17 protein-coding genes are annotated in these 16905 nt (G+C 57.6%); 3 read left to right on the top strand and 14 right to left on the bottom strand.

Features of this window, described 5'->3' with window-relative positions; genetic code table 11:
• Positions 1–2 precede the first annotated feature (2 nt).
• The 6 genes from LCM21_RS19065 to LCM21_RS19040 all read right to left on the bottom strand — a co-directional run bounded on the left by LCM21_RS19065 (position 3) and on the right by LCM21_RS19040 (position 6631).
• Positions 3–269 (bottom strand): hypothetical protein, encoded by a 267-nt coding sequence (locus LCM21_RS19065; protein ID WP_224892011.1) that lies wholly within the window; start codon positions 267–269, stop codon positions 3–5.
• Complete coding sequence (locus LCM21_RS19060; protein ID WP_224892010.1) at positions 270–1607, bottom strand: DUF6638 family protein; 1338 nt, start codon at positions 1605–1607, stop codon at positions 270–272.
• The gene (locus LCM21_RS19055; protein ID WP_224892009.1) at positions 1604–2266 is read right to left on the bottom strand and encodes a hypothetical protein; all 663 of its coding nucleotides are present in this window, start codon (positions 2264–2266) and stop codon (positions 1604–1606) included. Before LCM21_RS19055 ends, LCM21_RS19060 begins: the two co-directional genes overlap by 4 nt.
• Positions 2263–4194, bottom strand: coding sequence for an AAA family ATPase (locus LCM21_RS19050; RefSeq protein WP_224892008.1), 1932 nt, complete (start codon positions 4192–4194; stop codon positions 2263–2265). Before LCM21_RS19050 ends, LCM21_RS19055 begins: the two co-directional genes overlap by 4 nt.
• Positions 4195–4216: 22 nt before the next feature.
• Positions 4217–5335, bottom strand: coding sequence for a hypothetical protein (locus LCM21_RS19045; protein ID WP_224892007.1), 1119 nt, complete (start codon positions 5333–5335; stop codon positions 4217–4219).
• Between the two features lie 216 nt (positions 5336–5551).
• Positions 5552–6631, bottom strand: coding sequence for a coiled-coil domain-containing protein (locus LCM21_RS19040; protein ID WP_224892006.1), 1080 nt, complete (start codon positions 6629–6631; stop codon positions 5552–5554).
• Between the two features lie 249 nt (positions 6632–6880).
• On the opposite strand from LCM21_RS19040, the gene LCM21_RS19035 reads away from it, so the two are divergent.
• Positions 6881–8356 carry an NAD-dependent succinate-semialdehyde dehydrogenase gene (locus LCM21_RS19035; protein ID WP_224892005.1) on the top strand — a complete coding sequence of 492 codons (1476 nt, stop codon included), beginning with the start codon at positions 6881–6883 and terminating at the stop codon, positions 8354–8356.
• Positions 8357–8564: 208 nt separating this feature from the next.
• Here LCM21_RS19035 and LCM21_RS19030 read toward each other — a convergent pair whose 3' ends face one another.
• The 6 genes from LCM21_RS19030 to LCM21_RS19005 form a co-directional block, all read right to left on the bottom strand.
• Positions 8565–9032, bottom strand: a complete 468-nt coding sequence (locus LCM21_RS19030; RefSeq protein ID WP_224892004.1) for an Hsp20 family protein — start codon at positions 9030–9032, stop codon at positions 8565–8567.
• A gap of 122 nt (positions 9033–9154) precedes the next feature.
• Complete coding sequence (locus LCM21_RS19025) at positions 9155–9970, bottom strand: trypsin-like serine peptidase (protein WP_224892003.1); 816 nt, start codon at positions 9968–9970, stop codon at positions 9155–9157.
• On the bottom strand, positions 9967–10758 hold the full coding sequence (locus tag LCM21_RS19020; RefSeq protein WP_068338457.1) for a trypsin-like serine peptidase: 792 nt from the start codon (positions 10756–10758) through the stop codon (positions 9967–9969). The genes LCM21_RS19025 and LCM21_RS19020 overlap by 4 nt, the downstream gene beginning before the upstream one ends.
• A 117-nt stretch (positions 10759–10875) precedes the next feature.
• A complete protein-coding gene (gene glcF, locus LCM21_RS19015) occupies positions 10876–12192 on the bottom strand; it encodes a glycolate oxidase subunit GlcF (RefSeq protein WP_224892002.1) in 1317 nt (438 codons plus the stop codon).
• A 4-nt stretch (positions 12193–12196) separates the two neighbouring features.
• Entirely contained in the window at positions 12197–13297 is a 1101-nt protein-coding gene (locus tag LCM21_RS19010) for an FAD-binding protein (protein WP_224892001.1), read from the bottom strand.
• 22 nt (positions 13298–13319) lie between these two features.
• Positions 13320–14768, bottom strand: a complete 1449-nt coding sequence (locus LCM21_RS19005; RefSeq protein ID WP_224892000.1) for an FAD-linked oxidase C-terminal domain-containing protein — start codon at positions 14766–14768, stop codon at positions 13320–13322.
• A gap of 82 nt (positions 14769–14850) precedes the next feature.
• Between LCM21_RS19005 and LCM21_RS19000 the strand changes: the two genes are divergently transcribed.
• Together LCM21_RS19000 and LCM21_RS18995 are read left to right on the top strand one after the other, a co-directional pair.
• Positions 14851–15561: a DUF599 domain-containing protein gene (locus tag LCM21_RS19000; protein WP_224891999.1), complete on the top strand. Its 711-nt coding sequence runs from the start codon at positions 14851–14853 to the stop codon at positions 15559–15561.
• 35 nt (positions 15562–15596) lie between these two features.
• Complete coding sequence (locus LCM21_RS18995) at positions 15597–15944, top strand: hypothetical protein (RefSeq protein WP_224892086.1); 348 nt, start codon at positions 15597–15599, stop codon at positions 15942–15944.
• A 3-nt stretch (positions 15945–15947) separates the two neighbouring features.
• Here the strand turns inward: LCM21_RS18995 and LCM21_RS18990 are convergent, their stop codons facing one another.
• Together LCM21_RS18990 and rlmH are read right to left on the bottom strand one after the other, a co-directional pair.
• Entirely contained in the window at positions 15948–16433 is a 486-nt protein-coding gene (locus LCM21_RS18990) for a flavodoxin family protein (protein WP_224892085.1), read from the bottom strand.
• A 1-nt stretch (position 16434) separates the two neighbouring features.
• Entirely contained in the window at positions 16435–16905 is a 471-nt protein-coding gene (gene rlmH / locus LCM21_RS18985) for a 23S rRNA (pseudouridine(1915)-N(3))-methyltransferase RlmH (RefSeq protein ID WP_224891998.1), read from the bottom strand.

The following is a 16905-nucleotide window of genomic DNA, read 5'->3' as shown; positions in this document are numbered from 1 at the left end:
CCTCACATGAAATTCGTAACGTAAATAAGGATCGCAATCAGGCTTAGCGGCACCACGTAAATCCCGAGGATCAGCTTGCGGCGCATAGACCCATCGTATTTTTCCAGGCCGCGCCGAACAAAAGCATCGCGATCACCGGTCAGACCCTTTTTTTCCCAATGAGCAATCAGCTTACCGCGTCGAATCCAACGGGAATAGATCGAAACACCAACATAGAGGACCGTCAGAATGATCAGCAAGGGTACCAAAAAGCGCAGTGCGACGAACATTCAACCTCTCCCAACAGCGCCCCAGGGACCGACGCGCGCGATGATGTCATCGCTGACCCGGTCCGCCCCATCCATATCCGGCTCATGGCCGAACAGCGCGGCGCGGGCGCCTGCCTTGTCCACCTGATACTCGCGGGCGAGGAAATCGGCAACATAGGCTTTCTTGCCTTCGGACCACATGGCGTAGGTACGATAGAATAGCTCTTTATGACAGATGAACATCTGCCGCGGGTCCAGCGGGGCCAATTCGGCCAGCAACATGTTTACCAGATCGCGGTTCGGCGTATCTGTGGCCCTGAGCGTATAGAAATAGGCCGGATGATCCGAGGTGATGCGCGGCCAGGGCCCACCATCACTCGCCCAGCGCAGCAGTTGCGCCAGGCCGTGATACGCCTCGGGCAGTTGGTCCGAGTGGTTGCGGGCCAGACGCCGCATATCGCTGCGGTCCAGCCCGGTCAGGTCAACACCCGCATTTGCAGCGGCGTCGATGGTCAGGAAATCCATCTTCTGCTGTAGAATCGCGGTGGCATCCACACCACGTGCCTTGACGATGGGTTCGACCAGTTCGTTGTAATCAAGAAACTTGGCAATCTGGTTCCGCTGCGACGAGGTGAAGGCGTGTTTGATCGGCAGGTCATCGGGTATATCGCCCATACAAATCGCCGCCGGGTGATCGACGTCAGGAAACAGGTAGAGCCCGCCGAAATGCGCCGTCCAGAAATTGCGCTGCTCAAAGGCCGTGTGACGCAGGCGGACCGGGTTGCGGGTCACGTCACCCGTTTCCTTCGCGGTTTCTATCATCTTGGCGATCAGCACATCATCGAACCAGGCGTCTTCCTCGGTTTTGAACTGCTCGACCATACTTGCCAGTTGCTCGGCCTTGCGCAGGGTGCCGCCGACCGTGTCGGCCTCGATCTCGATCTTGCGCAGGTTCAACAGATCGCGCGGCGTGGTGAGTTCAAAGACCGAGTTCACCAGCTCTCCGGCCACCGCGTCGGTGGCGGTCAGGGCAAACAGCTGCGCCTCGTTCATCTCGATGAATTCCCGCAGGATATCGCGCGAGGTCGAGAATTTGACGTTCAGCAGAGGCGCGCGTTTCTGCTCGGTCGTCAGCAGGATGAACTGCCGGTTAACCCCGTTGGGGTTGAGGTAGAGCGGGTCGTCCAACTCAATCCCCACCTCCGGCGAATAGCCCGAGATATCGACATGGAAATCCGTCAGCGCCGTGGACTTGCCCGCCAGATGCTGCAACGCGCGATTATACCGCTCGACCAGAGCCGGGCTGGAGATGTGGACGAGGTTGCCGAACATCAGGCCTTTTTCGATGAGGCGGATCATTGCTGCACACCCGTTTCTTTGATGGCTTCATCCAAGTCGTCTTTCAGGCGTCTCCATTCCCCTTTCAAGATTTCTCTGGAAATTGATGCGAACTCCCTCAATAGATCATTCATTGCTGAAATGTCCTTTGCCCGCCGAGCCTCAGAAATGTTCCGAATACTCGCGGCCAGCCTTTCCGATAGATCCTCGTTGGGATTCAGGCGCAAATAAATCTGCGAGCTCAAAGCCGTCAAACGTTCTCGTCGCGCTTCCTTTTCTTCTTGACGATCTTTGTCGTCAGTTTCCTTGGACATAATATCCGTCGCCGAAAGTGAAACGTACTCAGCAACGTCGCGCCTCATGTCATCAATCCACTTTTGGCGAAATTCAGCGATTTTCATTTCTTTCGCGCTTTTGAGCTGAATTTTCGCCATTTCGATACGATTTTTTCGGTTTTCCGCTTCCACAGTAGAAACCGACTGGCTAGCAATTCTCGCCGTCAGCACAGCTAAACCCGATACAATTAACAGCGTTCCAACCGACATAAAGATCGCGTCATATTGTTCGAGCAAGCTGTTTGTTTTTTCAAGAAACGTACCTTGATAGCTACTAAGTGCAATCAGAACAAAGGGGCAAATCGCCAACAATCCGAGAATGACAAGCACGAAAGCGAGAATCACCCCTTCCCCTCCAGATACCGCCGCTTGGCCTCTTCCATCCGGCCCATCTCGCGGACGGCGTTTTCGATGGCCACCTCGTCGCTCTTGTCGGCATAGCGGAATTCGCTGTCGGCGTAGCGGTTGATCTCCTGGATCACCATTTCGACCGTGATCGGCTGGCGCAGGTCCTCGATCATGGCTTTCTTGGTGTCGTAGTCGCGGAACAGGAACAGGTCGGGGTTCTCCATCCATTCGTCGGGCAGTTCGAAATCCATCGCGCGGACCTTGACCGCGTCGGTGATGTTCTTGATCGCGCGGCCTGTGAAGCGCTCATCCGCCTGCTGGATCGCCTTGAGGTAGGTGCCCAGCTTGGCGATCGTGTCCATCTGGCCGATCTCGCCCGTAACCCGGTCATAGACCTGCAACAAAGCGTCCTCATGCGGGCGGGAGTGGCTTTCGAAACTGGCGGCGACGGCCTTTTTGATCTCCTGTGCGGCATAGGCTTCGTGCTCGCCCAGCGGGATGTCGTGGTTGCGGCCCATCAACAGGTGCAGGATGTCGATGTAATCCTCGCGAGACTGCGGGCCATCCACCAGGAACCGCGCGCCCGCCCGCTGACGCAGGGCGTCGTCCACATTCTCGGGGTAGTTCGAGAACATGCCAAAGGTGCAGTTGCCGCGAACGACGGTGTTGGCGCCGGCAAAGCTCTCCATCAGAACAGCGGTGATTTCCAGCTGCCCGGCTGAGGACTGCCGGTCGCCACGCTTGCCTGCCAGTTGGTCGATATCGTCGATAGTACCGAACCCGATAACCGAGGGGTCGATGATCGTATTGATAAAGGCCTTGGCATTCTGGCCGGATTTGCCCTGATAGCTATCGATATTTTCGGTGCTCAGGTTCTGATAGCGGAACGGATAGCCCGCGTTCTGGCAATAGTCGTTGATCAGCCCGGCCATCATCTGGATCAGGGTGGTCTTGCCGGTGCCCGGCTTGCCATCGCCCATGAAGGTAAAGATGAACCCGCCGAGTTCCGCAAAAGGGTTCAGGCGGCGCTCGAAATCATAGGCCATCAGCATCTTGGCCAGCTTCATGGCTTGATACTTGGCGATATGGTTGCCGACCACCTCGTTCGGTTTCTTGAACGTCATGGTGAGCGTGGTGGATTTGGCCTTGGAAGCTGGTTCGAACCCCCGAATCGTCAGGTCGTCGGCCTCGATATGCCAGGCCGCATTCTGAAACGGGGCCAGATGGCCTGCGGATTGGGCGCGCAGGGCGGATTTTTCCATCAACTGCTCGGCATAGGCACTGGTGGCCGCGATCAGGTGCGCGTCGTCCGGTGCGTGTTTGGCCAGTGTTTGGTCCAACTCCCACAACGCACCGTGCAGGGCGAGCTGGCCGTTATCGGTCAGAACCTCCTGGACTTCGCCAATGTCGACTGTGGTTTCGCCCAGATGCGAGGACATCAGATAGGCCAGTGCGTTGCCGAATGTATGTAGCGTGATCAACGCCTCAGCCGTAAGCAGCTCAGAGAATTCGGTCTTGCGCGCGGCTGGCAAGTCTCCGGCCAGATTGGCGCGTTTCAGATCGGCCAGCGGGGTCTGGTCGGCGTAGGCCTCGGCCACGGCCAGCGCGATTGAAATGGCACGGCGAATAGCCTGCTGCGCGGTGGCTTGGGGCGGCGAGACCAGCGCATCGCCCTCATCCGAGGCCTCGATCCGCTCAACCAGATGCACCCCGTCGGCGCGTGCGGTCCGGCGTGTGACAAGCCCCGGCGTAGTCGACCGGAACCGCCGCCCGGTTGAAACACTTGGCGACCGTTCCGTCGAGGTCTCAACGGCTTTGGCAATCCGCGGCGCGTGTTCAAACCCGTTCAGCAAGGCGGTGGCCGCAGAATAATGCTTGCGAATATCCGCCTCGCGCAATTCCATCTGATCTGATGTCAAACTCATCTCAAAATTGCCTTCGCTGTCTCTAATATCTCAGAACTTGCCCGGTCGCGCTGACAACGAATTTCTGCACATCAGCAAAACCTGGCGGATTGCGTTCGGCCAGAACCTGAAACGGACGCTGCGGCAGGATAATGGACCGTTGGGTGCGCGTGGCCCCCGTCTCGGCCCCCTGCCCGCCGAACGGGTCGAGGGCAAAGACCTCTCGTTCAACGGTGGAAAACCATCCGGCGCGTTCTTCGATGACCTCTTCGCTTTCCAACTCTTCCGTGGTCCATGCCAGCGCCCAGTCCTGCCCTTGCGGCGCCCGCGCGTCTTCAAGCACCTGCCGCAGCGGGCCAGATTGCTCGGTATAGGCCGAGGAGTACATCGGCCCCACGTGGATGCGGCGCAGGTGTTTGGGGTGCAGGTCGTCGAAATCCTGATCGAAGCCCTTGGCGATTGTCAGCAGTTTCAGCCCGCCTAAGGACTGCGCCATCAGGTGCGCCTGCACTTCGGGCCAGCGGCGTTGATCCTTGGGCAAGGCCGTTTTGCCGCTGTCTTCAAGCTGCATCAGGTAGATGACCGGCAGGTTGATCTGACTGTCATAGACCGCCCAGTGGATCATGAATTTGCGTCGCTCGCCCTCACTCCCCACCCACTGGCATTCGGGATCGTTGCGGGACCAGAACAGCTGACCCTTCAGCAATTCCTCGTAATAGAGCCTTTGAGACAGTGCGAATTGCAGCTTTGTCGGAATTTCGCGGTCGCCAATGATCGTCCGCACCATGTCGGTTTTCAGATCATCTGCCGAGGGCAAATTCTCAAGGTGCACCCGCGCCTGCTGCGCGTCATTGGCCATGGTCAGCAGCTCGGCCGCCACAGGAAACCCGCTGTCGCGCTTATCAATGGCGAGACTGCCAAAGAACCGCCCTGTATCGCGCCCGACCAGCAGGTATTTCATGCTGAGCGCACGGAAGGTGTAGAGCAGCCCCGAGAGGTAACGCGACACAATCCGCACCTCTTGCTTGCTGATCGCGCCCTCGGCCTCCATCGTCGCGGCCACACGCAGGAGGTGGACGGTGATCACCTCGAATTTGCGGAAATAGCGGCGCGAGGCGAAGGTGTCGGTCAGGCCGACATGGTCTTGAGTGGGGTCAGTCATCCTTAGTTGTTTCTTCAAAATTGTTTGAATTCAGCGTAGTAAGCCAAAGCCTAACCAAGCTGCCAAAGCAGATGGCAGCGTAAACCACTATCCATGTCGAGGCATTGCTTGGTGCCAACCAGACTATAAAGAAAATGAGTAGTGCGCCTAACGTTGATTGATATGCCCACTCGCTTAACTTTCTGGGACGCCCTATCGAGTTGAACCCAGAATTCTTCATCCGCCGTACAAATTCTTATCATGCTTCTCGACAATCGAGGCGAACCGGCGGGCAAAGCGCTCATCCGCCTTGGCCTTCTTCTCCAGCACGTCGCGGGCAAAGACCATGTGGTCCTCATGCGCCTCAAGCATGTCGGCCATTTTCTGGTTGGTCGCTGTGCCGATGGCGGCCATCGCCGTTTGTGCCTCTTGGTCGGTTTGTACGCCGATCTCGTTGATGCGGTGGGCCACGTCCTGCTGCTGCGCGGTTTTCAGCGATTTGGTCAGGGCGTCGTACAGCACCACGCGCTGCTGCGTGTCCGTCTGCAGCTTGTTGATCAGCACCATCTGCGTCGCCGCCTGGTTCTGTAGGGAATCGACCCAGGTCTTGCCCTTTTCGATATAGCGCTCCAGCGTTTGCGATTTGGCCAGCTTGACCTGCTCTTCTTGAACTTTAGCGTTATATTGCGTGTTCAGCTCGGCCAGTTCGGTTTCCAGCTGGGTGCGCGTGGCAGCATCTTGTTCGACGCTGATCTTGTTCTCCAAGGTGATGATCGTCGGATCCAAACCCTGAATCTCGGCGCGCAGCGCCTCCAACTCGGCCACGGTCGCCTCACGGTCATCCAGCGTGCCGGTCAGATTATCCTCGACCTTGATACGCTGCTCTTCTAGCACCGCCAGCTGCCCTTCCAGTAGCTTCACGATCACGTCGGATTTAGCAATCAAATCCTGCAGCTTGTCGTCGATATTGGCGGTGCGCATCCTCTCTTGCCGCATCGACTCGGATTTAGCCTTGGCGAAGATGCCAACAAACGATTCCCACCCGGTTTTCGAGCGCATCTCGTCGAAATCCTTGGAAAACGCGTTGGTGACGTCATCCAGACCCATGATCAACTCGGCGATATTGGCGTTCATCACCTCGGTATGGGCATGCACATCCTCAAGCGTTGCGTTTTCGATGTCGATATCCGCCTCGGCTGTGCCGATCTTGGTTCGGGCCGCTTCGATCCGGGATGTCAGCCCTTCAATCTGCGATTGGCTTTCCCGCACTTTCGCCTGAGTTTCTTCGATCAAGGCGTCAAATTGGTGGTTCGACATCACTGCTATCCCTTTTTTCTTCAATTACCCAATAAGATAGGGAATGTTACGCTGATTTACATCCCCGCGAGTCCAAAATTCCCGCAAACTGTGGCAAACTCGGTCTCAAAAAGATAGGCGCGATATTCTGACCTGATACCTGCGTCTGTTGATCAAATCTGGATTGATCCGCGTTGCATAGTGGGCATAGACAATCCAGACACCACCTGATTGGGTGCGTTGAACAAAATTCCTGCCGGAGGCTGACCCATGCTGGACGCAACAACCGATCTGAAATCCATTTTGAAAAACCCCGACCTGCTTGCGACCAAAGCCTATATCGGTGGTCAGTGGGTAGAGGGTGCCAATGGCACCTTCGCGGTAACCAACCCCGCACGCGGTGACGTGGTCGCAGAGGTGGCCGATGTCAGCCGCGCTCAGGTCGCTGGTGCGATTGCACAGGCCGAGGCTGCGCAGAAGGAATGGGCCAAGCTGACCGGAAAAGAGCGCGCCGCGATCCTGCGTCGCTGGTTTGATCTGATGATGGAAAACGCCGAGGATCTGGGCAAGATCCTAACCGCTGAACAAGGCAAGCCGCTGGCCGAAGCCATAGGTGAGATCGGGTATGGCGCCTCGTTCATTGAATTTTTCGGTGAAGAGGCCAAGCGCGTCTACGGTGAAACCATCCCCGGGCACCAACGTGACAAACGGATTATGGTGCTGAAACAGCCGATCGGAGTGGCGGCGTCTATCACGCCATGGAACTTCCCCAACGCGATGATTACCCGCAAGGCCGGACCAGCGCTGGCTGCGGGCTGCGCGTTTGTTGCGCGCCCGGCAATGGAAACCCCTTTGTCGGCACTGGTTTTGGCAGTATTGGCCGAACAGGCAGGTATTCCCGCAGGCGTGTTCAACGTTGTGCCGTCATCAAGTGCCAGCGACGTGGGCAAAGAGTTTTGCGAAAACCCCGGCGTGCGTAAGCTGACCTTTACCGGTTCGACCGAAGTGGGCCGCATCCTGCTGCGCCAGGCGGCTGATCAAGTCATGAAATGCTCGATGGAATTGGGCGGCAACGCTCCGTTCATCGTGTTCGACGACGCTGATCTGGATGCGGCCGTTGAAGGTGCGATGCTGTGCAAGTTCCGCAACAACGGGCAGACTTGCGTCTGCGCCAACCGGATCTACGTACAGGCCGGTGTCTACGATGAGTTTGCTGCCAAACTCAAAACCGCGGTAGAGGCGCTTAAGGTTGGCGACGGCCTGTCCGAGGACACGACAACCGGCCCACTGATCAACGATGATGCTGTCGCAAAGGTCCAGGAACACATTCAGGACGTCACCGACAAAGGCGGCGCGATCCTGACCGGCGGATTGCCCCATGATCTGGGCGGCACCTTCTTTCAGCCGACCATTGTAACCGATGTGACTCAGGACATGCTGGTGGCACAGGACGAAACCTTTGGCCCGCTTGCCCCATTGTTCAAGTTCGAAGACGAAGATGACGTGATCGCCATGGCCAATGACACCATCTTTGGTCTGGCCTCGTATTTCTATGCCAAGGATCTGAGCCGCGTCTACAAAGTGGCAGAGGCACTGGAATACGGCATCGTGGGTGTGAACACGGGCATCATCTCAACCGAGCTGGGCCCGTTCGGGGGCGTCAAGCAATCCGGCCTTGGACGTGAAGGCAGCCACCACGGCATGGAAGACTACCTTGAGATGAAATACATCTGTCTGTCCGTGTGATCCGGTTTAGGCCAGCGCCTGCAAACGTTGGCCTAACTTTACAACGCTCTTGTTGGCGAAGGGCGCTGACGCCTGCAGTCATTGCGTGATGCATGATCAGTCTTACCACGCGGGTAAATATACAACGCCCCGCGCCTGGAGGAACGCGGGGCGTATGGTGCGATGATCCAAAGAGGACAGGATCATCGCTTCGTGAATGTTAGCCGTCTTAGTTCACAGCCTTCGCGTCGACCACATCCTTTTCGATGGCTTTGGACGAAGAGATTTCGATCCGACGCGGCTTAAGGGCTTCTGGCACCTCGCGCTTCAGATCGATGTTCAGCATCCCATCCTCATGGCTTGCGCCCGTCACGCGCACGTGGTCAGCGAGGGCAAAGCGGCGCTCGAATGCGCGGGTGGCAATTCCGCGATGCAGATAGCTCCGCTCTTTATCTTCAGAGGCTTTTTTGCCCGCAACAATCAGAGCGTTTTCCTTGACTTCGACCGACAGGTCAGTTTCCGAAAAACCGGCAACAGCAATCGAAATGCGATAAGTGTCGGCATCGGTTTTTTCGATATTGTAAGGCGGATAAGTGGGCTGGGCCACGTCATTGGTCAGAACGCGATCCATCATGTCGGCGATCTGGTCAAAGCCAATTGTGGCGCGGTGCAGCGGTGCAAAATCAAAACTACGCATGTGTCATATCCTCATGTTTGAGCGATCTTTGTTACGCCCTCCGTTTGGACGGGCGACTGAGATTGCCAAGCCCCTTTATTGGCGACCTGACAGAACTGAAATGGGAAGCATTTTGGCCGAGTTCAAGACCCGCCGGATGAGATGAATTTTGCGCCCGAGTTCGACTTTCCCGACCCGACTTGCAGCCGTCGGATCGCGGCCTTGGGCTGTGGCGCGTTTCGCCGCAGATTGGCCTTGAGTTTCGCAACGATTCCAGCCAGTTCCATTCCGTATCCAACTTTTTGGCGACCATCGGTTCCCACTGCGGACACGACCGACAAAATCTGCCAGCGTGGGCCGTTCCGGGCCAGCAGTGCCGAACCGGATGAGCCAAAGGTGATATCACAATTGAATGAAATCAAACCCTGCTGGCGTTGCATTATTCGACACGACCGCTCACGTGTGATCGCCTCTGACCGACCACGCCCGTATGATGCCAGACTTACTTCGTTGCCAGCCACGCGGCCGCTATGCAAGGCGAAGGGATCGGCGACAGAATAGGGAATGGGGTGTTCCAGCCGCATCAACGCCACGTCCGCCCGAACGGAGGCCGCGGACAGCTCTGGTAAGTGGACGTAATCCGGATGTATTGCAATCTGAACCACCTTACGGTCTGCCAGCGCTTTTCCCGCACTTAGACCCGCCCGAAACATCAGCTTGCCGGGCGCATAGATCTGACCTGTCCTTTTCTCAACCGCGCAATGGGCCGCTGTCAGAACCAAATCCTGCGCGATCAAAGTACCGGTGCAAAAGCCCTGATCGCCGATATCCAACCGACCAATGGCTTCCCATCCGTACAGGTCTTCTCGATCGGTCAGCTTTCGCTTGGCGCTTTGCGCGAAGGATGCGGTTGACAGGACAGACAGGCACATAACGGCGCCAAGCATCAGACGTATCATGGTTTGATGAACCTCGCGCCGATGTTCTTTTTGGCCACGCCTTCGGAGGTCTGTGCCCGAAACCCACGGCCTGCCGACAATTCGGCCTGCAACAGGTGCAGCGATCCTGCGACCGGGGTGCCGACTGAAACGCGTTGACCATCAAATTCGGCCTTTGCGGCCACGACAGACACGATACGTGGACGCTCGCCGGCGAATGAGAAAACCGGTGCCCCAGATGAGCCGAACTCGACATCGCAGGACATCACCAAAACATCCGACCGACGGGTCATGACCGAACAGACTTCTTGCAGCGCGGGCGCTTCGGCCCGATCCCGCCCGTACGAAACCACGCCCACCTCTTCTCCGTGGCCCGGGCGATCACCGGTTTCAAAGGGGATCACGGTCGTGTTGCGAATGGGTTGCCACAGCTCGATCAATGCAATGTCATTGCGCAGTCGCGCGGTCGATGTCTCGTTTTCATAACGATAATCGGGATGCACAACCGCCTGCCGCGCCGCGCGATAGGCCGACGCCCGACCCAAACGCCAGGCGGCAAGGAACTCGATCTCTGACAAGTCGATCCGTTGTCCTGTGGCCTTGTCATACAAACAATGCGCGGCCGTCAGAACCAATGTCGGTGAGATCAACGTGCCAGTGCAAAAGCCCACCCCGTTGATGTCCAAACGGCCGACGGCCATCCAAGCCCGCCCGGCATCGGTTGTGTCGAGGCTTTTCAGCCCGCTATCCTGCGCCATCGCCGCCATCGGCGTCAGAGCCAGCGCTAAAGCCTTGATCCAGTTTCGCAAGCGGTTCTCCGGCGTTGTTGCTTGCTTTTATCCCTACGGTTGGTGTGGGGCGAAAATAGGGCGACCGGTTCAGATCTGGTTTTCAAATCCAAGTGATGCACCGCGGCACCAGACAGCCTATCTGAGGATCGGAACCGCCGGCACGTTGTCATTTTGCAAAGCCCGCGGTACGGGTCCGCCGGTGGCCCAATCCAACAGCTCGACCGTGTGCAGGATTGGGATATCAGTGCCCGACCCGATCTGCATCATGCAGCCAATATTACCCGCAGCGATCACATCGGGGTTTTTCGCCTCAAGAGTTTTGACTTTACGCCGTTTCAACTGCCCCGAAATTTCGGGCTGCATCAAGTTGTAGGTCCCTGCACTACCGCAGCACAGATGACTATCAGCAGGCTCTAACACAGTGAATCCCGCCTTTTTTAGCAGGCTTTTGGGATGCGTCTTTACCTTTTGACCGTGCTGTAAGGAACACGCTGCGTGATAGGCAACCGTCATGTCCTTGTCGGTTCCTGCCGGCAGGTCCAACTGCACCAGAAGCTCGCTGATATCCATTGCGATATCCGAAATCCGCGCCGCGTCCTCTGCCAGCGGATCATTGCGGAACATATGCCCATAGTCCTTAACAGTTGTCCCACAGCCCGAGGTGTTGATGACAATTGCATCCAGACCATCCCCGTTCATTTCGGAAGTCCACGCTCTGATATTGGCGGCAGCTGCCTTGTGGCTGTCCTCCACCTTGCCCATGTGATGGGTCAAAGCCCCGCAACAACCCGCGCCGTTGGCGACCACAACCTCGCACCCCAACCGCGTCAGCAAGCGGATCGTCGCATCGTTGATATCCGTGTTCAAAGCTTTCTGCGCACATCCTGTCATCAGCGCCACGCGCTTTCGGCGCTGCCCTTTGGGCGCAAAGCTTTGCGGGTCATCATTACGGCTGACCGGAGGAATATGCTTTGGCGCCATGTCCAGCATCGCCCGCAACCGCGCATCAGGGACAAGAAATCGAAATGGTCGGCCCAACTTGGCCCCGATCAGAGCCCAGCGGAACCGCATCGGATAGGGCAGAATCTGCGCCAGTACCCACCGCAACGCACGATCGGTGAAGGGGCGTTTATACCTGGCCTCAATGTACTCGCGCGCATGATCGACCAGATGCATGTAGTGCACGCCGGACGGGCATGTTGTCATGCAGGCCAGACAGGACAGGCAGCGGTCTATGTGTTTGACCGTTTTTTCGTCGGGCACACGCTCATTCTCAAGCATGTCCTTGATCAGGTAGATGCGGCCGCGCGGGCTGTCGAGCTCGTCGCCCAGAACTTGGTAGGTCGGGCAAGTCGCAGTGCAAAAACCGCAATGGACGCAGTTGCGCAAGATTTCGTTCGAGCGTTGGATCGCCGGGTCTTGAAGCTGCTTTTTAGTAAATGTCGTCTGCATCACCCTACCCCATCAGTCCGGGATTAAAGACACCGCGAGGATCAAATCGCTGTCTTATTCCCCGTGTTAGAGCCTGTAATGCCATCGGTTCAGGTTGGAAGCGACCAAACGCCTTGACGGTTTCCTCGGCGGCACGCACCAGCGTGGCATGTCCGTCAAAGTGCCCCAACCTCGCGCGAAGATCGGTGCCTTGCGGGACACGCGCCCAGATCAGGCCGCCGCCCCAGTCGAACAGGGTTTGATCCGCACTCAACCGCTCCGAAATTTCGGGTGCGTCGGTTGGCTTGACCGAAATCCGCCAGACATCACCGCCGTGACTATGAAACGCCTGCACATCACGAATAGCACGCCACGTAGCAATTTGATCAGCGACCTCGCTCACCTGTCCTATTTTGGCAAGCAACGGCGTCAACTGTTCCAGTCGGTAAGACACCGAGTCCTGAAACCCTTCGACCCTGACATAGGCGTTGCCATCCTGCGGGTCATACGCGGCACCGCTGACCTGAAACGGAGAATTCAACCCAACAGACATGGCCTGAACCGCCCTGTCGATATCGGCGACCTGAACGGCAAGGGTCGCAACGGCCTCGGGCTTTGGCAGTACCTTCAGCGATACTTCGGTCAGAACGCCCAACGTACCCCAAGACCCCGCCATCAGTTTGACCAGATCGTAACCGGTCACGTTTTTCATTACGCGCCCGCCATTCTTGACGACCTGTCCTGTTCCGTCGACAAAGCGCACACCAAGCAGGAAATCGCGGCACGCCCCGGCCTGAATGCGACGCGGGCCCGAGGTATTTGCCGCGACCACGCCTCCAATGGTTGGCTCTGCCTTTGTACCCAGTAAGCCGCGATGATCCATCGGTTCAAAGGCCAGTTGCTGACCCTCTGCGTTTAACGCGGCCTCGATTTCTTCCACAGGCGTTCCCGCCTGCGCCACCAGCGTCAGCGCGCCGGGCTCATACAGGGTTATGCCGTTCAGACCAGAGGTATTGATCTCGGCTTCGGGGCCGGGCACGCCACGCGTGCCGCCACCGACAATACGCACGGGGTGCTGCAGTCCGGCCACCATCTCGGCCAGTTCGGCTTCTGTCTCAGGTTTCATAGCGATTATTCTTTGTTAGAGCCTATTCAGCCGCCAGCCGCGCCGTGCGGCGCGCCTCCGACGCGTCCAATGGGAAGACCTTGGCGGGATTAAGCAACCAGTCCGGATCGAAAACATCCTTAACCGCCATCTGTGCTTCCAGATCTACCAGCGCGTATTGATGAGACATCAGATCCCGCTTTTCGATACCAACCCCATGCTCACCCGTCAGACAACCGCCCACATCCACGCAGAGCTTCAGGATTTCGGCACCGAAAGCCTCGCATTTCTCTAGGTCGCCGGGTTTGTTGGCATCAAACAGGATCAGGGGATGCATGTTTCCATCCCCTGCATGGAACACATTCCCCACGGGCAGGCCGTATTCCTTGCTCAACTCTCCGATCCGGCGCAGCACTTCGGGCAAAGAGGAGACCGGGATTGTGCCATCCAGACACATGTAGTCATTCATCTGCCCCATCGCGCCAAAGGCTGATTTCCGCCCCAGCCAGATTTTCGCGCTTTCCTCGGCTGACTGGCTTTCGCGCAGTTCCACCGGGTTATGGCGCTTGGCGATCTCGATGATTTTTGCAAGCTGATCGTCGATCTCAGCCTCCGAGCCTTCAACTTCGACAATCAGCAGTGCGGTGCAGTCGGGATAGCCCGCGTGGGCGAAATTTTCGCAGGCCTTGATGCAGAGCGTATCCATAAATTCGATCGCCACGGGCAGAATGCCGGACTTGATGATGTCGGACACGCATTGTCCGGCCACTTCATTGTCATCGAACCCCATCAAGACGGGCCGTGCTCCTTCGGGCTTGCGCAGAATGCGCAGCGTCGCCTCGGTCACTACACCCAGCTGACCTTCCGACCCACAGATCAGACCCAGCAGGTCCAGCCCACCCGCATCCAGATGCGCGCCGCCAATCTCGATCACACTGCCATCCATAAGGACCATTTTGACACCAAGAAGGTTATTGGTCGTCACCCCGTATTTCAGGCAATGTGCCCCGCCAGAATTCATCGCGATATTCCCCGCGATGGCGCACGCCAGTTGCGAGGACGGGTCCGGGGCATAGAAGAAATCTTCTTCTTCCACCGCGCCGGTCACACTCAGATTGGTGCGCCCGGTCTGAACGCGAATGAACCGGTTGTCATAATCGGTTTCCAGAACCTCATTCATGCGGGCGACGCCTAGGATAACGCAATCTGCTGTTGGTAACGCCCCACCTGCCAGCGACGTGCCCGAACCACGCGGCACGACCGGCACGCCCTCCTCATGACAGATGCGCAGCACGTCTGAGACCTGCTGCGTGGTTGATGGCAAAACCGCCAGCATCGGAGGGCAGCGGTAAGCAGTCAATGCATCGCATTCATAGGCGCGCGTCTCGGCAGGGTCGTGAATCACGGCATCATCGGGCAACACTTGCTGTAACCTGCGCAAAACCAAGGCTTTGCGGTTCAAAATGTCGGGGTTTGGCGTTGGCATATCCATGGCGATCCCTCACGTTTGGTAAGGTAATATTACCAATTTACCCATCTGGCAAGTTTCCCTATCTCAACGTAGTGTCACGGCCATGACTTGGATCGAACGCGCCATGGTGTTTTCACCGCTCGACTACGCCGCCATTCTGCTGCTGCTTTGTGCCTGGCAGTGGATCGGCTGGCGGATCGACAACCCCTCGCCCAACAGGAAATCCGTCGCGATGATGATGGATGATTTCCGCCGCGACTGGATGCATGAGATGGTTACACGTCAACCGCGCATGTTCGATGCGCAAGTGGTGGCCAGCATGCGGCAGGGCAGTACATTCTTCGCCTCGACCACCATGATCGCGATCGGGGGCGGACTGGCTTTGTTGGGGAATACTGAACGCCTTGCCGGAGTAGCACGCGATCTTGCCATCGGCAGCGCACCTGCGCTGGTGTGGGAGATCAAGATACTGGTGGTTCTGGTCTTCTTGTCGAACGCATTCCTGAAATATGTCTGGGCGCACCGCCTTTTTGGCTATTGCGCTGTGATGATGGCCGCCGTGCCAAACGACGCTGAGGATCCACAGGCCTATCCCCGTGCAGCACAGGCTGCCGAAATATGCGTGACGGCGGCGCGCAGCTTTAATCGCGCCCTGCGCGCCACCTATTTCGCGCTGGCCTCGGTCACATGGATATTAGGGCCGGTCGCGTTGATCATCGGAACTGTTGCGACGTTTGGAGTGCTATACCGGCGAGAGTTCGCATCCCATTCACGCTCGGTGCTGCTGAAATTGCCGCCCAACACCAAGTCATGATGGCGCAGATACAGCATGCCGCCTATCGTCGGTCCATGCGCTATCTGATTCTCAGTGCCTTTCTGGCAAGCCCCGCCTTTGCCGATCCCGCAGTGATCGAAAACGTCTCGGCCCGTCAAAACGGTGAGACTTGGCGTTTCGATGTCACGATTCGACATCCTGACACAGGCTGGGATCACTATGCTGACGGTTGGCGTGTTCTGGACATGGAAGGCAACGAGTTGGGCATGCGCGTGCTGCATCACCCGCACGAGACTGAGCAGCCGTTTACGCGCTCATTAAGTGGTGTTGTGATCCCAGGCGGCGTCACGCAGGTTCAGATACAGGCGCGGTGCAATGTCGATGGCTGGAATGACGGCACCACGGTGGTTGATCTGAACTGACGCTCAAAACACGCCAAGGCTGAGACCGGCAGCCAAGGCGGCACCGATCTCACGGCATTTGTTCAATTGATCCTGAGGGATGGTCTTTTCAGCTAGTATCGCATCGGGCGTTTGCGCATGGGTACAAAGGATCAGGGGCGGTTGCACCTCTTTCAGCCGCCAACCGGTCGCGATCCGGGCGATCTGTCGCGCGGCGTTCTCACCGTCAGACCCCGCGCAAACCATCTGGGCATAGGGGCGTCCTTCGATCCTGCCCAGCACAGGATAATAACATCTGTCAAAAAACTCTTTCATCAGACCCGAAATCGCAGCCAGATTTTCCGGGGCGCAGAAGATATAGCCATCGGCAGCCAGCAAATCCTCCGGCCCGGCCTGATCTGCGAATATCAGGACAACATCCGCCTCATCCCGCCCGGCGTCTGCCGCCGCTTCGGCCATCTGCCGGGCTCCACCAGTGCGGGAATGGTAAACGATCAGAAGCTGCGCCATGTCAGACCCGGTGATATGGGCCACCCGACAATATCGTTGCGGCCCGGTAAAGCTGTTCGGCCAGCATCACACGGACGAGCATATGAGGCCAGACCATCGCCCCGAAGGAGATGGAAAAATCGGCCTCAGCCCGCAGATCAGGGTCTATTCCATCGGCACCACCGATGATCAGTGCAAGGTCCTGCCGCCCCGCATCCCGCCAGCCGCCCAGCTTCTCGGCAAATTCCGGCGATGACATCACCCGTCCGCGTTCATCCAACGTGCAGGTCACCGCACCTTTGGGCAGAGATTTGCGCAGCAGCGCGGCTTCGGCGCTCATACCTGTGTTTTTCTTGTCTTCGACCTCGACCACGCGCGCGGGACCAAGACCCAGGCTGCGGCCGGTCCTGTCAAATCGGGTCAGATAATCATCAAGCAGGGTTTTCTCCGGTCCGGCACGCAATCGCCCGACCGCACAAATGCTTATACGCAT

Source organism: Ruegeria profundi (genome assembly GCF_020171505.1).
Lineage (GTDB): Bacteria > Pseudomonadota > Alphaproteobacteria > Rhodobacterales > Rhodobacteraceae > Ruegeria > Ruegeria profundi.
The sequence above is the reverse complement of the archived record's forward strand: the minus strand, read 5'-3'. Positions and strand labels throughout refer to the sequence as shown.